Origin of the sequence: Streptomyces sp. NPDC046931, from assembly GCF_040644655.1 — a bacterium.
GTDB lineage: Bacteria > Actinomycetota > Actinomycetes > Streptomycetales > Streptomycetaceae > Streptomyces.
The window spans coordinates 133693-150822 of sequence record NZ_JBEYWX010000011.1 but is presented as its reverse complement, the minus strand read 5'-3'; the positions used below and the strand labels follow the sequence as shown (position 1 = coordinate 150822).

The 17130-nt window shown below is 70.7% G+C and carries 13 protein-coding genes; 9 read left to right on the top strand and 4 right to left on the bottom strand.

Translation table 11 applies throughout. From position 1 onward, the window contains the following. Positions 1-24: 24 nt before the first annotated feature. Positions 25-612, top strand: a complete 588-nt coding sequence (locus tag ABZ876_RS20955) for a hypothetical protein (protein ID WP_361783029.1) — start codon at positions 25-27, stop codon at positions 610-612. A 177-nt stretch (positions 613-789) separates the two neighbouring features. Then, positions 790-987 carry a DUF6191 domain-containing protein gene (locus ABZ876_RS20950; protein WP_361783026.1) on the top strand — a complete coding sequence of 66 codons (198 nt, stop codon included), beginning with the start codon at positions 790-792 and terminating at the stop codon, positions 985-987. A gap of 14 nt (positions 988-1001) precedes the next feature. Here ABZ876_RS20950 and ABZ876_RS20945 read toward each other — a convergent pair whose 3' ends face one another. After that, positions 1002-2153: a PQQ-dependent sugar dehydrogenase gene (locus ABZ876_RS20945; protein WP_361783023.1), complete on the bottom strand. Its 1152-nt coding sequence runs from the start codon at positions 2151-2153 to the stop codon at positions 1002-1004. Between the two features lie 109 nt (positions 2154-2262). After that, complete coding sequence (locus ABZ876_RS20940; RefSeq protein ID WP_361783020.1) at positions 2263-3261, bottom strand: aldo/keto reductase; 999 nt, start codon at positions 3259-3261, stop codon at positions 2263-2265. A 75-nt stretch (positions 3262-3336) separates the two neighbouring features. Between ABZ876_RS20940 and ABZ876_RS20935 the strand changes: the two genes are divergently transcribed. From ABZ876_RS20935 to serA, 6 genes are all read left to right on the top strand, one after another. Then, positions 3337-4281, top strand: coding sequence for a 2-hydroxyacid dehydrogenase (locus ABZ876_RS20935; protein ID WP_361783017.1), 945 nt, complete (start codon positions 3337-3339; stop codon positions 4279-4281). 346 nt (positions 4282-4627) lie between these two features. Beyond that, a complete protein-coding gene (locus tag ABZ876_RS20930; RefSeq protein ID WP_361783014.1) occupies positions 4628-7849 on the top strand; it encodes an EAL domain-containing protein in 3222 nt (1073 codons plus the stop codon). Positions 7850-8081: 232 nt separating this feature from the next. Continuing rightward, complete coding sequence (locus tag ABZ876_RS20925) at positions 8082-9929, top strand: acetolactate synthase large subunit (protein ID WP_361783011.1); 1848 nt, start codon at positions 8082-8084, stop codon at positions 9927-9929. 20 nt (positions 9930-9949) lie between these two features. Continuing rightward, positions 9950-10474, top strand: a complete 525-nt coding sequence (gene ilvN / locus ABZ876_RS20920) for an acetolactate synthase small subunit (protein ID WP_332885233.1) — start codon at positions 9950-9952, stop codon at positions 10472-10474. A gap of 142 nt (positions 10475-10616) precedes the next feature. Beyond that, positions 10617-11615, top strand: a complete 999-nt coding sequence (ilvC, locus tag ABZ876_RS20915) for a ketol-acid reductoisomerase (protein ID WP_361783008.1) — start codon at positions 10617-10619, stop codon at positions 11613-11615. Positions 11616-11881: 266 nt separating this feature from the next. Beyond that, positions 11882-13483 (top strand): phosphoglycerate dehydrogenase, encoded by a 1602-nt coding sequence (gene serA, locus ABZ876_RS20910; protein WP_361783005.1) that lies wholly within the window; start codon positions 11882-11884, stop codon positions 13481-13483. A gap of 132 nt (positions 13484-13615) precedes the next feature. Here the strand turns inward: serA and ABZ876_RS20905 are convergent, their stop codons facing one another. Continuing rightward, complete coding sequence (locus tag ABZ876_RS20905) at positions 13616-15163, bottom strand: MFS transporter (protein WP_361783002.1); 1548 nt, start codon at positions 15161-15163, stop codon at positions 13616-13618. 97 nt (positions 15164-15260) lie between these two features. On the opposite strand from ABZ876_RS20905, the gene ABZ876_RS20900 reads away from it, so the two are divergent. Further along, positions 15261-15854: a TetR/AcrR family transcriptional regulator gene (locus ABZ876_RS20900; protein WP_361782999.1), complete on the top strand. Its 594-nt coding sequence runs from the start codon at positions 15261-15263 to the stop codon at positions 15852-15854. Here the strand turns inward: ABZ876_RS20900 and ABZ876_RS20895 are convergent. Further along, positions 15851-17089, bottom strand: coding sequence for a helix-turn-helix domain-containing protein (locus ABZ876_RS20895; protein WP_361782996.1), 1239 nt, complete (start codon positions 17087-17089; stop codon positions 15851-15853). The two genes, ABZ876_RS20900 and ABZ876_RS20895, sit on opposite strands and share 4 nt — an antisense overlap. Positions 17090-17130 lie beyond the last annotated feature (41 nt).

Below are 17130 nucleotides of genomic sequence, written 5' to 3'. Positions count from 1 at the left end.
GACAGCGTCCGTACGGTGCGGGACATGGGAACCAAGACAGTCGACGAGGCCGGGGCCGCAACCGGCGCCCAGGCGACCAACGACGAGGAGAAGGTGGAGGCCATCGACGGCGAGGAGAGGGCCGGGGAGCCCGGGGCCGAGGGCCGGCCCGAGGAGAACGCGCCCGAGGAGACGGCGTCCGACGAGACGGCGTCCGAGCAGAAGACGCCCGAGGGGCCGTCCGGGGTCGGTCAGGGAGCGGGCGCGGTCGTCGCGGCCGGGCTCGGCATCGTCTCCCTCACCGGCAGCTGGGTCTCCACGGTGGCCTCCGCGCGGGAGACCCTCGTGGGCCAGCTGCGGACCTCGTCGACGGCCAGCGTCTCCCAGCAGATCAAGGAGGTGTACGGCGACGCCTGGCACGCCACCGCGCTGTGGGGCGGCCTGTTCGCGCTGGCAGCGCTGATCGTGGGCGTCGTCGTGCTGGCCCGCCCCGCGTTCGGGGCGCCCGGGAAGCCGCAGGCCGTGTGGATCAAGTCGGTCGCCTGGGGCGGTGTCGCCCTGGGCGTCATCGGGCTGTTCCTGGCCGTCCTCAAGTACACCGACGTCCTGCTCGGACTGCCGTCCGCCGGCTGAGTCCGCGCAGCTCCTGACAGGGGCCCTGGTCCTTCCGCCGTATCCGTGCGGAAGGACCGGGGCCTTTCACGTGTTCAGCGGGAGCGCCGGGGCCCCTTCGCGCGTTCAAAGGGATGGCCGTCCCGGCGAGTTCGGGGTGAGGACTGCGCCCCGGGGAACGGGGCACTAGGAGGCACTGTGTTCAACATGTTCGAAGAACTGTTCGCACCGGGCCGCAAGCACACCCACGACGAGCAGCGGCGCCTGGAACTGTCCCGGGTGGACGTGACGGACGGCGATCCGGGGACGGGCCCGATCGACCTGGCCTCGGGCAAGGTCGTCATACGGATCCCGCAGCAGGCTCCCGACGACGATCCGGACAGCCGCCCGGCCTGAGCGTGGCGGGTGCCCTACGAGACCTCCAGCTCCAGGATCCGGTCGTCGGGCTTCGCGGGCTTGCCCCGGCCGTCCGTGTTGCTCGTGGTCAGCCACAGTCTGTTGCCGTCGGCCGCGACCACGGTGCGCAGGCGGCCGTAGGCGCCCGTCAGGAACGCCTGCGGGGGTGCGGACGCCTCGGTTCCGTTCAGCGGCACGCGCCACAGCCGCTGCCCGCGCAGGCCCGCCGTCCACAGGGAGCCCTCGGCGTAGGCGACACCGCTGGGGGAGGCGACGTCGGTGTGCCACTGGGCGAGCGGATTGTGGTACTCGGGATCGGCCGACTTCCCCTCGGCCTTCGGCCAGCCGTAGTTGTCGCCCGGCTTGATCGCGTTCAGCTCGTCCCAGGTGTTCTGGCCGAACTCCGCGGCGAACAGCCGCTGCCTGCCGTCCCAGGCCAGGCCCTGGACGTTGCGGTGGCCCAAGGAGTACACGGCCGAGTTCCCGAACGGATTGCCGGGGGCGGGCTCGCCCTCCGGCGTCATGCGCAGGATCTTGCCGCCGAGGGACGCCCGGTCCTGAGCCAGACCCCGCTCGCCGGATTCGCCCGTGCCCGCGTACAGCATGCCGTCCGGGCCGAACGCGATCCTGCCGCCGTTGTGGATCATTCCCTTCGGGATGCCCTTGAAGACCGTGTCCGGTGCGCCCAGCTGCGCACCGGCCGGCTTCCGCGGGTCGTACAGCATGCGCACGATGCGGTTGTCGGAGTCGGTCGTCAGGTAGGCGTAGACCAGGTGGTCCGAGGCGTAGCCGGGGGAGAGGGCGATACCCAGCAGGCCCCCCTCGCCGGCGGCCGAGACACCGGGCACCGCGCCCAGCTCGGTCTTCTTCCCGCTCCTGTCGTCGATACGGGTGATCGTCCCGTCGTCCCGGGAGGAGACCAGCAGCCCGCCGCCGGGCAGCGGGGCGAGGCCCCAGGGGGTCCTGAGGTTCTCGGCGACCGTCCGCACCACGCGGACGGAACCCCTTGCGGGCGGGGTCCGTTCGCCCGTCTGCCCGGGCCTGGACGTCCCCGGTGCGGAGGAGGAGTTCCCGTCGCCGGGCGTGCCCCCGGCACCGGAGGAGCAGCCCGCCGCCAGCAGGAGCGCGGCCGCGGCCGACACGGCCGCCACAGCTCGACGTCGCACGATCCAGGTCCCTTCGACGCGGGGCTTCTTCCCTACGTACGCTGCGCGACGCCCCAGGGTTCCCCGCCCGGCGGAGAACCGACCGATCGGGTCGGCCCCACGCCGCCGCTCAGTCCCAGGACCTCTGCGCCGTCGGCAGGCCCGCGAGGTCGGTGAGGTCCTGCGGGGTCAGCCGGAGGCCGGGCGCGCCCGCGTTCTCCGTGACCCAGCGCTTCCGTTTCGCCCCCGGCACCGGGACCACGTGCCGTCCCTGTGCCAGGACCCAGGCCAGGGCCACCTGAGCGGGCGTGACGTCATCGCCGTGGCGGAGCGCCACCCGGCGCAGGCCTGCCACGATGGGCTGGTTGGCCGCCATCATCTCGGCGGTGAAGCGGGGGTGCCGGGCGCGCAGATCGTCCGGCTCGAAGCCCTCGCCCGGCGTCAGCGTGCCGGTCAGGAAGCCATTGCCGAGCGGCATCGCGGAGAGAAAGCCGACCCCGCGCGACGCGCACCAGGGCACCAGCGCGTCCAGCGCCTCCGTCGACCACACCGACAGCTCGGCCTCCACCGCGCTCACCGGGAATACCTGCTGCACCCGCTCCAGCTGCCGGATCGTGCCGTCGTGCAGCCGCGCCCCGGTCCGCCGCCCGCCCCGCGCGCCCACCGCGCACAGCCCGAGCGCCCGTACCTTCCCGGCCCGTACCAGCTCCGCCATGGCACCCCAGGTCTCCTCGACGGGAACCTCGGGGTCCGCGCGGTGGAGCTGGTACAGATCGATGACGTCCGTCTGCAACCGCCGCAGCGAGGCGTCACAGGCCCGCCGTACATAGCCCGGACGGCCGTTGGCCACGATGTGCTGCTCGCCCACCAGCAGACCGACCTTGGTCGACACGAACGCCTCGGCACGCCGCTCCTTGAGCACCCGGCCCACCAGCAGCTCATTGGTGAACGGCCCGTACATGTCGGCCGTGTCGAGCAGCGTCACTCCCAGGTCGAGCGCCCGGTGCACCGTCCGCAGCGACTCGTCGCCCCGCTGCCGCGAACCGGAGTACGCCCAGCTCATCGGCATGCACCCGAGTCCGACGGCCCCCACTTCGAGCGTTGCCGCGCCGATCGTCCTGCGCTCCACCTGGCCGTGTCCTCCCTTTCCTTGCACCCCAAACTAACCAATGCGACACGCGATCCTTCGCATAGCCTCCTGACCATGACCGAAGACGTTTGGCTTCCGTTCCGCACCGACGAGACAGGGGACCTCCCCGAGCGCTTCCACTACCGTTTCTGGGACGGCGACCGGGAGTTTCCCGCGGATCCCGCCGACTGCGCGTTCTACGTGGTGCCCTACATGAAGAGCAGCGAGGTGGCGGTGCGCCCGATGGCCGCCATGACGTCCGTGAAGGTCGTGCAGACGCTCTCCGCCGGCTACGACCACGTCGAACCCGGCCTGCCACTGCTGCCCGACGGGGTGCAGCTGTGCAACGCGCGTGGGGTGCACGACGCCAGCACCGCCGAGCTCGTCCTGACCCTCATCCTCGCCTCGCTGCGCGGCATCCCCGACTTCGTCCGGGGACAGGATCGCGAGGAGTGGCGTTCCGGTTTCCGTCCCGCACTCGCCGACAAGTCGGTCCTCATCGTCGGATACGGCTCGGTCGGCGCCGCCGTCGAGGACCGGCTCGCGCCCTTTGAAGTCGCGCGGGTGGCGCGCATCGCGCGCGGTGCGCGTGAGTCAGGGCGCGGTCCTGTGCATCCCCTCTCCCGATTGTCGGAACTTCTTCCCGACGCCGATATCGTGGTGGTCGTCACGCCGCTCACGACGGAGACGAAAGGCCTGGTCAACGCGGGCTTCCTGGCCCGGATGAAGGACGGGGCGCTGCTCGTCAACGTCGCGCGCGGCGGCGTCGTGGACACCAAGGCGCTGCTGGCCGAGCTGGAGGCCGGCCGCATCACGGCCGCCCTCGACGTCACGGACCCCGAACCGCTGCCCGAGGGACACCCCTTGTGGCATGCGCCGGGCGTGCTGATCACCCCTCATGTCGGCGGTCCCACTTCGGCGTTCCGGCCCCGCGCCACACGCCTTCTGAGCGCCCAGCTGAACCGTTTCGCGCAGGGGGAACCGATGGCGAACGTGGTCTTGACCACCGGCCTCGAATAAGCCGCCGCACCGGGGCGGAGAGGGGCCGGCGAACGGACGCCGGGACAACCCGTGGGCGTATGTTTCACGCCATCGCCGCCGCCCGCGCGCGTGCCTCTCGAGGGGGCGCACCACCGGCGCACGTGTCGTTCCCCGTTGTCCCCCCGTCCGCTTCCAGTACGCTCCGCAGTCCCTCGTACGCAGTACGTACGCGCATCCTCGCTGGTCGTCACTGAGCGTAGAGAAGCTATGTCCCAGAGTGACGAGACTGGTGTATCGTCCCGGACAGGGGCTGCGCCGCGCACCGCTCGGCGCCGGGGACGGAATTTTCAGACATGCGAGGGGGGCGACGGGCGATGCACGGCCTATGGACGAACGATCCGACGCGGCGGGGTCGCGGGCTGCGACCCTGGCGAGCGACTACACGCAGACGCGGCCACAGCGGACACGGCGGTCATCACCACCACCGCCGGCACAGCGGCCGCAAGAGGCATGCGCACCCGGCGCACCGGGACCAGCGGGACCCGGCGGCGCCTCGGACCGGGAGGATCCGGTGAGTTCCCCCGGAGCACTGCCGGCCGGCCGTCCGGACCTGGGAGGCCGGACGCGTCTGGTTCCGCAACTGGTCCTGACCCTGGTGTGCGCGGGATACGCCCTCGGTTCCGCGCTCGACTGGGGCAGCCGGAGCCTCGCGCTCTTCATGGGTGACTTCGGCCTGAGTCTCGCGGCGGGCAGTGCATCGGTCTCCTGCTTTGTCTACGCCCGCCGCAGCCGCAGCCGCTTTCGACCCGCCTGGCTGCTGTTCGCGCTCTCCTCCGCCATGGCCTCACTGGGCAACGGCGTATGGGGCTGGTACGAGGTCGTCCTCGACCGCCCCGTCCCCTCGCCCAGCTTTGCCGACTTCTGCTTCCTCTGCTTCGCTCCGCCCGCCATCGTAGGACTGCTCGTGCTCGCCAAAAGGCCCGTCACCAAGGCGGGTTGGGTATGCCTCGCGCTCGACGCGTGGCTGATCGGCGGCTCGCTCCTCACCCTGTCGTGGAGCCTCGCGCTCGCCCAGGCGGCGAGGTTCGACGGACCGAGCGTCGCGCACGCCGCGCTGTCGCTCGCCTACCCCCTGCTGGACATCGCCCTGATCAGCATGGTGGTCGCACTCCACTTCCGCCGCTCGGCGGTCAACCGGTCGGCGGTCAACACCGCCATCGGCGCGCTCGCCCTGACGGTGATGTGCGACGCCCTGTTCACATCGCCGCTGCTGCACAACAGCTACCACTCGGGCCAACTGCTGGACGCCGGCTGGTTCTCCGGCTCGCTGCTCCTCGCGTACGCCCCCTGGGTCGGCGTCCGGAACCGGCTGCCGCGCGACCGCGCCCACGCGCGCGTGGTGCACCAGCACGTACCGGGCCGGCGCCGGCCGGACTCCGGACGGGTGGACCGGGGGCAAGGGCACACGCCCGTACTCCCGCGGCAGGCGGGGCCCGGCTCCGCGCAGCAGCCCGCGTACGACCGCTACCCGGCCGGGGTCCCCCATGGAACCGAGCGCGACCGTTACCCGGCCACACGCCCGATCTCCGGATCGCTGGCCGCGCTCACCCCCTATCTGGCCGCCGCCGTCTGCACCCTGGGGATCCTCTACAACGTCCTCAACGGCCACAGCGTCGACCGCGTGGTGCTCATCACCGCGGGAGCCGTGGTCCTCGCGCTCGTCGTCCGCCAGGGCATCATGCTGCTCGACAACATCACCCTCACCCAGGAACTCGCGCAGAAGGAGAACCACTTCCGCTCCCTGGTGCAGGGCTCCAGCGACGTCATCATGATCGCCGCCCCCAGCGGCATCCTCAGGTACGTCTCCCCGGCGGCCGCGGGTGTCTACGGACGCCCCGCCGAGGAGCTCGTCGGAACCGAACTCGCCGCGCTCATCCACCCGGACGACCTGGGCTGCGTGGTCCACGAGGTGCGCCGCTTCCTGGCCGTCAGCCCCTTCGTGGAACCCACCACCCGTATCGAGTGCCGCTTCAGGTCCGGCGACGGCGGCTGGCTCAACGTCGAGTCCACCGTCAACCGCCACGAGGGCGGCCTGATCTTCAACAGCCGCGACGTGACCGAACGTGTGCGCCTTCAGGCACAGCTGCAGCACAACGCCGAACACGACCCGCTCACCGACCTGCCCAACCGCGCCCTGTTCACCAAGCGCGTCCAGCAGGCGCTCTCCGGCCGCCGTGCCTCCGACCGCGGCGCCGCCCTGCGGAACACGGCGGTCCTCTTCATCGACCTCGACGGCTTCAAGGCGGTCAACGACACCATCGGGCACCAGGCCGGCGACGAGCTGCTCGTCCAGGCCGCCCGCAGACTCCAGGACTCGGTACGCCAGGGGGACACCGCCGCGCGCCTGGGCGGTGACGAGTTCGCGGCTCTCATCGTCGGCGACGGCACCCGTGACCGCGCCGCCCGTGAGGGGCACATCCTGGAACTCGCCGACCGGCTCCGGATCACTCTCTCGCAGTCGTACGACATCGACGGCAACGATGTCCGGGTGGCCGCGTCCATCGGAGTGGCCTTCGCGGAGCCCGGGCTGGGCGCGGGCGAACTGCTGCGCAACGCCGACCTCGCCATGTACCGCGCCAAGGCCGCCGGAAAGGGCCGCGTCGAGCTCTATGTGCCCCAGATGCAGCAGGACGTCGTACGCAAGGGCGAGCTGGCCACCCGGCTGCGGGCCGCTCTGCACGACGGCGAGTTCACCCTGCTGCACCAGCCCGTCGTGTCGCTCGAGGACGGCCGGATCGCCTCCGTCAGCGCGCAGGCGCGCTGGCGCTCCCAGGGCGTGCTTTTCACTCCCGCGGAATTCCTGCGGGTCTCCGAGGACAGCGACAAGGCCGCCGAGCTCGGCCGCTGGGTGCTGGAGGAGGCCGTCGAGCAGGCCGCCGAACGCAACGCGACCGGGCTCGCCGTTCCGGTCGTCGTACGGATGAGCGCCCGCCGCCTTCTCGACCGCTCCCTGCCCCTCGGCTCGGTCGAGGGCCTGCTCACCCGGCACGGCCTGGCATCGGGTGCCCTGGTCATCGAGCTGTCCGACATCGACCCGAAGGTCTCCCTGGACGAGCTGGAGCGCAGACTCGGCGCACTGCGCAGGATCGGCGTCCGGGTCGCCCTGGACGGGCTCGGCAGCGGCTACGCGGCGATCACGGCGCTGCGCCGGCTCCCCGTCGACGTACTGAAGCTCGACCGCGGCCTGGTCGAAGGGGTCGTGGAGTCCGCGCGTCTGCACAAGATCACCAGTGGGTTGCTGCGCATCGCCACGGACCTCGGTCTTCAGTCGGTCGCCGACGGGGTGGACCTGCCCGAGCAGGTCGTCGCCCTGCGCGCGATGGGCTGTACGCACGGGCAGGGCATGGCATTCTCGGGACCGCTGGACGAGCACCGGCTGCGCCGGGCGCTCACTTCCGGCCACTGTGCCGTGCCGCACGGGCCGGTGGAGCCGGCGCCGGCGTTCGCGATCGGGGGAGCGACGCTGTACACAAGCGGTGTACCTGCCGTTTTCGGGGGTGGGAACGCCCTACGCTCACATAGTGAGACTCCCGTCCCACCCACTTGACAGTTATGGCGTGCCGGGGGGAGGGTCAGTGCCATGCGCACCCGAATTCTCGTACTTGGAAAGCGCGTCGGCTGAGCTGGGACCCACCGGAAATGAACCGGAACACCCAGCGACCACACCCGGCGCGCTCCCCTCGCTTGCCTACCGGCACGAGGGGTTTTTTGTTGCACACGCACCAGTCGAACACCGCCCGAACCTCGCAAAAACCCTCAGCATCGAGAAGAGAATGCCGATGACCGAGCAGGCCACCGGGGCCCATCACCCGCAGCCGCGGCCCCGATCCGGAGGACACCAGTCCGCACCCGAGCATGTCACGGGTGCGCAGTCCCTCATCCGCTCTCTCGAGGAGGTCGGCGCCGAGACGGTATTCGGTATTCCCGGCGGTGCGATCCTTCCGGCGTACGACCCGCTGATGGACTCCCGGCGGGTGCGGCACGTGCTGGTGCGGCACGAGCAGGGTGCGGGCCACGCGGCCACCGGCTACGCGCAGGCCACCGGCAAGGTCGGCGTCTGCATGGCGACCTCGGGCCCCGGCGCCACCAACCTGGTCACCCCCATCGCGGACGCCCACATGGACTCGGTGCCGCTGGTCGCGATCACCGGCCAGGTCGCCTCCAAGGCGATCGGCACCGACGCCTTCCAGGAAGCGGACATCGTCGGCATCACCATGCCGATCACCAAGCACAACTTCCTCGTGACCAAGGCCGAGGACATCCCCCGGACGATCGCTGAGGCGTTCCACATCGCCTCCACCGGCCGCCCCGGCCCGGTCCTGGTCGACATCGCCAAGGACGCCCTCCAGGCCCAGACCACCTTCAGCTGGCCGCCCGTCACCGACCTGCCCGGCTACCGCCCGGTGACCAAGCCGCACGCCAAGCAGATCCGCGAGGCCGCCAAGTTGATCACCTCCGCGAAGCGGCCCGTCCTCTACGTCGGCGGCGGCGTCCTGAAGGCCAAGGCCACCGCCGAACTCAAGGTCCTCGCGGAACTCACCGGAGCGCCCGTCACCACGACCCTGATGGCGCTCGGCGCATTCCCCGACAGCCACCCGCTGCACGTGGGGATGCCGGGCATGCACGGTTCGGTCACCGCCGTCACCGCGCTGCAGAAGGCCGACCTGATCGTCGCCCTCGGAGCCCGCTTCGACGACCGTGTCACCGGCAAGCTGGACAGCTTCGCCCCCTACGCCAAGATCGTCCACGCCGACATCGACCCGGCTGAGATCGGCAAGAACCGCGCCGCCGACGTGCCGATCGTCGGGGACGCCCGGGAGGTCATCGCCGACCTCGTCCAGGCCGTCCAGAAGGAGCACAGCGAGGGCCACCGGGGCGACTACAGCGCCTGGTGGAAGGACCTCACCCGCTGGCGCGACACCTACCCGCTCGGCTACGACCAGCCGGAGGACGGCTCGCTGTCGCCGCAGCAGGTCATCGAGCGCATCGGGCAGCTCGCGCCGGAGGGCACGGTCTTCGCGGCGGGCGTGGGCCAGCACCAGATGTGGGCCGCGCACTTCATCCAGTACGACAAGCCCGCCACCTGGCTGAACTCCGGCGGCGCCGGGACGATGGGCTACGCGGTCCCGGCCGCGATGGGAGCGAAGGCCGGGCAGCCCGACCGGACCGTGTGGGCGATCGACGGCGACGGCTGCTTCCAGATGACGAATCAGGAGCTGACCACCTGTGCCCTGAACAACATCCCGATCAAGGTCGCCGTCATCAACAACGGCGCCCTCGGGATGGTCCGCCAGTGGCAGACCCTCTTCTACAACCAGCGCTACTCCAACACGGTGCTGCACTCCGGCCCGGACGACATCAACCCGGAGGCCCGGGGCACCCGCGTCCCCGACTTCGTGAAGCTGTCGGAGGCGATGGGCTGCCACGCCATCCGCTGCGAGTCCCCGGAGGACCTGGACAAGGTCATCGAGGAGGCGAACTCCATCAACGACCGCCCGGTCGTCGTGGACTTCGTCGTCCACGAGGACGCGATGGTGTGGCCGATGGTCGCCGCCGGCACCTCCAACGACGAGATCATGGCCGCCCGGGACGTCCGCCCCGACTTCGGCGACAACGAAGACGACTGAGAGAGAGCCGAGTGAGAACCATGTCCAAGCACACCCTCTCGGTCCTCGTCGAGAACACGCCCGGCATCCTGGCCCGGATCGCCGCCCTGTTCTCCCGCCGCGGCTTCAACATCGACTCGCTCGCGGTCGGCGTCACCGAGCACCCCGACATCTCCCGTATCACCATCGTGGTGAACGTCGAGGACCTGCCGCTCGAGCAGGTCACCAAGCAGCTCAACAAGCTCGTCAACGTCCTGAAGATCGTCGAACTGGAGCCGTCCCAGGCCGTTCAGCGTGAACTCGTCCTGGTGAAGGTGCGCGCCGACAACGAGACGCGCTCCCAGATCGTCGAGATCGTCCAGCTGTTCCGCGCCAAGACCGTGGACGTCTCCCCGGAGGCCGTCACGGTCGAGGCCACCGGCAGCAGCGACAAGCTGTCCGCCATGCTCAAGATGCTGGAGCCGTACGGCATCAAGGAGCTGGTCCAGTCCGGCACGATCGCGATCGGCCGCGGCGCCCGTTCGATCACGGACAGGTCGCTGCGCGCCCTCGACCGGTCCGCCTAGGACACCCGGGAACATTCCCGTACGACCGGAAACGGGCGGCCGGCAGGCCGCCGGCCGCCCGTATGCCGAGACCCCGAAACTTCCCTTCTCCCCGCCGTCATACGGTGGGACGCACCATCCGTACACAAGGAGAGAACCCAAAGTGGCCGAGCTGTTCTACGACGCCGACGCCGACCTGTCCATCATCCAGGGCCGCAAGGTCGCGGTCATCGGCTACGGCAGCCAGGGCCACGCCCACGCGCTGTCGCTGCGCGACTCGGGTGTCGACGTCCGGGTCGGTCTGCCGGAGGGCTCCAAGTCCAAGCAGAAGGCCGAGGAGCAGGGCCTGCGCGTGGTGACGCCTTCTGAGGCCGCCGCGGAGGCGGACGTCATCATGATCCTGGTCCCGGACCCGATCCAGGCCCAGGTCTACGAGGAGTCCATCGCCCCCAACCTCAACGACGGGGACGCGCTGTTCTTCGGCCATGGCTTCAACATTCGCTTCGGCTTCATCAAGCCCCCGGCCGGCGTGGACGTCTGCATGGTCGCCCCGAAGGGCCCGGGCCACCTGGTGCGCCGCCAGTACGAGGAGGGCCGCGGCGTTCCCTGCATCGCGGCCGTCGAGCAGGACGCCACCGGCAACGCCTTCGCGCTGGCCCTGTCGTACGCGAAGGGCATCGGCGGCACCCGCGCCGGCGTCATCAAGACGACCTTCACCGAGGAGACCGAGACCGACCTGTTCGGCGAGCAGGCCGTGCTGTGCGGTGGCGCCTCCGCCCTGGTGAAGGCCGGCTTCGAGACCCTGGTCGAGGCGGGCTACCAGCCGGAGATCGCCTACTTCGAGTGCCTGCACGAGCTGAAGCTGATCGTCGACCTCATGTACGAGGGCGGCCTGGAGAAGATGCGCTGGTCGGTCTCCGAGACCGCCGAGTGGGGCGACTACGTCACCGGCCCCCGCATCATCACCGACGCCACCAAGGCCGAGATGAAGAAGGTCCTCGCCGAGATCCAGGACGGCACGTTCGCCCGCAACTGGATGGACGAGTACCACGGCGGTCTGAAGAAGTACAACGAGTACAAGAAGCAGGACTCCGAGCACCTGCTGGAGACCACCGGCAAGGAGCTGCGCAAGCTCATGAGCTGGGTGAACGAGGAGGCGTAAGCCTCGCGGCCGAAGGGGCCGGAGCAATCTGCTCCGGCCCCTTCGGTGAACCCGGGGTAACGTCTGGATTGAGACATTGTCCACCCCGTCCAGCCACGGACGGGTGATCCTTCCGCAGCGGCGTAATACGACACGTGCGGCGCCACTAGACTGCTCCACAACAATCGCGTTCAGGCCCACAGCGTCGTGCGTCTTCCACGCGGCTAGCCCCTCCACCGCCTGCGGCCGTCGGGACGGCCGTCCGCATTGGACATGTGAGGACTCACGTGAGCTCGTACCCCAGTCGAAAAGCCACGGTACTCATCGCTGAAGAGCTGTCGCCCGCGACCGTCGACGCACTCGGCCCGGACTTCGAGATCCGGCACTGCAACGGCGCGGACCGCGGTGAGCTGCTGTCGGCGATCACCGATGTCGACGCCATCCTGATCCGCTCCGCGACGAAGGTCGACGCGGAGGCCGTCGCCGCCGCGCAGCGGCTGAAGGTCGTCGCGCGAGCCGGCGTCGGCCTCGACAACGTGGACGTCTCCGCCGCCACCAAGGCCGGCGTGATGGTCGTCAACGCCCCCACCTCGAACATCGTGACCGCCGCCGAGCTGGCCTGCGGTCTGATCATCTCCACGGCCCGCAACATCCCGCAGGCCAACGCCGCGCTGAAGAACGGCGAGTGGAAGCGCAGCAAGTACACGGGCGTGGAGCTCGCCGAGAAGACCCTCGGCGTAGTCGGCCTCGGCCGGATCGGCGCGCTGGTCGCGCAGCGCATGTCCGCGTTCGGGATGAAGGTCGTCGCCTACGACCCCTACGTCCAGCCCGCCCGGGCCGCGCAGATGGGCGTCAAGGTGCTGTCCCTGGACGAGCTGCTCGAGGTCTCCGACTTCATCACCGTCCACCTGCCGAAGACGCCCGAGACCCTCGGTCTGATCGGCGACGAGGCGCTGCACAAGGTCAAGCCGAGCGTCCGTATCGTCAACGCCGCTCGCGGCGGGATCGTCGACGAGGAGGCGCTGTACTCGGCGCTGAAGGAGGGCCGCGTCGCGGGCGCGGGCCTGGACGTGTACGCGAAGGAGCCGTGCACGGACTCGCCGCTGTTCGAGCTGGACCAGGTCGTGTGCACCCCGCACCTGGGCGCCTCGACGGACGAGGCGCAGGAGAAGGCGGGCATCGCGGTCGCCAAGTCGGTGCGCCTCGCGCTCGCCGGCGAGCTGGTCCCGGACGCGGTGAACGTGCAGGGCGGTGTCATCGCCGAGGACGTCAAGCCGGGTCTGCCGCTCGCGGAGAAGCTCGGCCGCATCTTCACCGCGCTCGCGGGCGAGGTCGCCGTCCGGCTCGATGTCGAGGTGTACGGCGAGATCACCCAGCACGACGTCAAGGTGCTCGAGCTGTCCGCGCTCAAGGGCGTGTTCGAGGACGTCGTGGCCGAGACGGTCTCGTACGTCAACGCGCCGCTCTTCGCCCAGGAGCGCGGTGTCGAGGTGCGCCTGACCACCAGCTCGGAGGCCTCTGACCACCGCAACGTGGTCACGGTGCGCGGTACGCTCGCGGGCGGCGAGGAGGTGTCGGTGTCCGGCACGCTGGCCGGCCCGAAGCACCACCAGAAGATCGTGGCGGTGGGCGACTACGACGTGGACCTGGCGCTCGCCGACCACATGGTCGTACTGCGCTACACCGACCGCCCGGGTGTGGTCGGCACGCTGGGCCGCATCCTCGGCGAGGCCGGTATCAACATCGCGGGGATGCAGGTCGCCCGTGACATCGCGGGCGGTGAGGCTCTCGCGGTCCTCACCGTCGACGACACGGTGCCGCAGAACGTTCTGACCGAGGTGGCCGAGGAGATCGGGGCGACGTCCGCCCGCTCGGTGAACCTGGTCTGACGTCGCCGCCCCGGGGGCCTCGCCCCCGGACCCCCCGTTCGCCCTGAACGGACTCATCCGCAGACGCCGGACGGGCTGGCCAGCCAGCCCGTCCGGCGTTCTCCCCTTCAGTGAGGGCCTCTCGTGAGGGCCTCAGGCGGCCTTCTCCGGTTCCGTCGCCGCCTGCCGTACGTGGATCCGCCGCAGGGTCACCGCCGCGCAGACCGCGGCCCCCGCCAGAAGGGCCGCCCCCGCGATCGCCGCCCCGTGCATCCCGCTGGTGAACGCCTCCCGGGCGGCCGCCGCCAGCGCGTCGCCCGCCTGGCCCGGGAGCCGCCCGGCCACGGCCAGCGCACCGCCCAGCGTCTCGTGGGCCGGGGCCGGCGCCGAGGCCGGGATCTCATGGCGGTAGACCGCCGTGCCGATCGAGCCCAGAACCGCCATTCCGAGGGCGCCGCCGAACTCCGCACCCGTCTCCAGCAGGGCGGACGCGGAGCCCGCCCGCTCGACCGGGGCCGCGCTCAGGGCCAGGTCCGTCATCTGGGAGATGGCGACGACGATCCCGGAGGAGAGCACGCCGCACGCGGCCAGCACCAGCCAGAGCGCATGGGAGCCGGCGAGGGCGAGCATCCCGTAACCGACCGCGGCGATAGCGAAGCCCGTGGAGACGACATAGGCGCGGTTGACGCCCTTGTGGACCAGCTGGGTCGCGATCGGGGCCGCCATGCCGATCGGCACGGAGGGCACCAGCGCCCACAGGGCCGCCTCCATCGCGCTCTTGCCGAGCACCGACTGGAGGTACTGCGTGGTGAAGAACGCCGAGCCCATGATCGCGAAGGAGGAGACGAGGTTCAGTACCACGGCGGGGGCGAAGCCCCGTCCGCGGAACAGGGCCGGGGAGATCATCGGGGAGGCCGAGGTGCGCTGACGGTGGACGAACAGGGCCGCGAACAGCAGACCCACGGTGATCGAGACGACGTACTGGACGTGCCAGCCCTCCGACGGGATCTCCTTCAGGCCGTAGATCACCGGGAGCACGGCCGCCATCGACAGCGGGACGCCGAGAAGGTCGAAGCGGCCGGGCGCGGGGTCCTTGGACTCCGGCAGCAGGACGGGGCCGAGGACCAGCAGCAGGGCCATCGCCGGCAGATTGACCAGGAACACCGAGCCCCACCAGAAGTACTGGACCAGGACGCCGCTCATGACCGAGCCGAGCGCGATACCGGCCGTCATCACCCCGGACCACATCCCGATCGCCTTCGCCCGCTGGGCCGGGTCGGTGAACATCGTGCGGATCAGGGCCATCGTGGACGGCATGAGGGTGGCGCCGCCGATGCCGAGGACCGCGCGGGCCGCGATCAGGGTCTCGGCGCTGTTCGCGTACGCCGCCGCCAGCGAGGCGGCCCCGAACGCGGACGCCCCGATGAGCAGCAGCTTGCGGCGGCCGATGCGGTCGCCCAGCGAGCCCATCGTCATCAGCAGACCCGCGAGGACGAAGGCGTAGATGTCGAAGATCCACAGCTGCTGGGTGCTGCTCGGCTCCAGGTCCGCGCTGATCGCCGGGATCGCGAAGTAGAGGACCGAGACGTCCATCGAGACCAGCAGCAGCGGAAGCATCAGTACGCCGAGGGCGGTCCATTCACGGCGGCCGGCCCGGGTGGCCGAAGCCGAAGTCGTGGTGGTGCTCGTCGAGTTGGTCATGACAGCGAATGTACGGGCGTCTTATACGCTTGTCTAGAACGCTTGTATAAGTCATGCGTCTAGGACACCTGTATGGATCGGCGCTAGGGTGGACCGCATGGGACACCGTGAGGATCTGCTCGAAGGCGCCAAGCGCTGCCTGCTGGAGAAGGGCTTCGTGCGCACGACCGCGCGCGACATCGTCAAGGAGTCGGGCACCAACCTCGCCTCGATCGGCTACCACTACGGGTCGAAGGACGCGCTGCTGGTGCAGGCGTACGTCTCGCTGATCGAGGGCGTGGGGGCGAGCTTCGACCCTGGTGTGGGCGGGAAGGTCACAGAGCTTCCCGGATCGCTGGAGCGCTTCCAGGAGGTGTGGGCGAACATCATCCGCTCCGTGCCCGAATCCCGGGCGATCTGGCTGCTGAGCTTCGAGCTCATCTTCCAGGGAGACCGGCTCCCCGAGGTGCGCAAGCTGCTGGCCGAGGCGCAGGAGGAGGGCCGGTCGGGGCTCGTGTCCATGTTCAGCGGCATCCCGGAGGGCGAGCTCGACAAGGAGACCGTCGCCACCGAGGGCCGCTTCTACCAGACCGTCCTCAATGGGCTCATGGTCCAATGGCTCTTCGATCCGGACACGGCGACCGATGCGGACCAGCTCACCGAGGGGCTGCGCCGGGTGATCGCCGGTATGGCGAAGAGCGCGGATCGCTAGGGCCGCGCCCCCTTCGCGGATCGCTGGAGCCGCGCCCCCTTCAGCGCCATGTGCAGCAGCAGGCGGTCCTCGCCGTCATCCAGGTCCAGGCCGGTGAGCTGTTCGACGCGGGAGAGGCGGTAGTAGAGGGTCTGGCGATGGATGCCCAGTTCCGCCGCGGTGCGGCCCGCCTGGCCCGCGCAGTCCAGGAACACCTCGGCCGTATGGGCCAGTTCACGATGGGCGGGGGAGAGCAGGACGCGTACGGCCGGGTCGTGGGCCGCCTCGTGCGGGAGTGACGTCAGCAGGCGGTACGGCCCGATCGACGACCACTGTGCGACCGGGCCGAACCGGGGCTCCGCGAGGGCCGCGCGGGCCGCCGCCGACGCCTCCTGCCACGCGGTGCCCAGCTCGCCCAGGCCATGGCGGGCGCCGGCCACCCCGCCCGCCGCCTGTCCGCCGCCACGGGTGACCTCCGCCTCCCGCAGCAGCCGTGAGGCCGCCGTGATCGCCGGGGCCGGCACGTCCGCCGAGCGCAGCCGCACCAGCAGGGCCAGACTCTGACCGCTGGTGCCCCACGGCACCGTGCACAGCGCGGTCGCGGCCGGGATCGTACGGACCGAGGGGGCGTCGTCCGGATCGGCCGAGGGCCAGGGGGCGACACAGACCACCGTGTGCAGGCCCTCGCCCCGCACCCCCAGCGCCGTCCGCAGCTCGGCCACCGCCGCCTCCTGCTGCCAGCCCCGCTCGGCGGTCAGCACCGCGCGCAGCTCCCGCGTCAGATCCGCGCCCGCCTGCACCTCGTCCGCGAGCAGCACGCCGATGCGGGCGGTGACCTCCATCGCGGCGGACAGCTGCGCCTCGGACGGGCCCGGCTCGTCGGCGAGCAGCCACACATAGCCGAGGACGACACCCCGATGGCGTACGGGCAGACAGACCCGCCCCCGGTAGACGCCCGCCTCCGGGGTCGGCGGAATGCGCACGGGGCCGGTGGCACGGGCGATGCCGAAGCCCTCGAACCAGGTGCGCACCGCCGCCGTGGAGCGGCGTGTGAGGATCGAGCGGGTGCGGACCGGGTCGAGGGACGCCTCGTCGAACTCCGCGTCACTGTCGTAGGCCGCGAAGGCGATCAGCTCGAAGTCCCGGTTCTCCAGGGTCGCGGGGGCGCCGAGCAGCGCCGAGATCTCGTCGACGAGTTCCTGGTAGTCACCCCGGCCCGGCTTGAAAACATCCGCCACACGGGCATTCTCCCGCATTCCCCCACCCCGCTCATACAGATGTCTGAGATCCAGGGCAC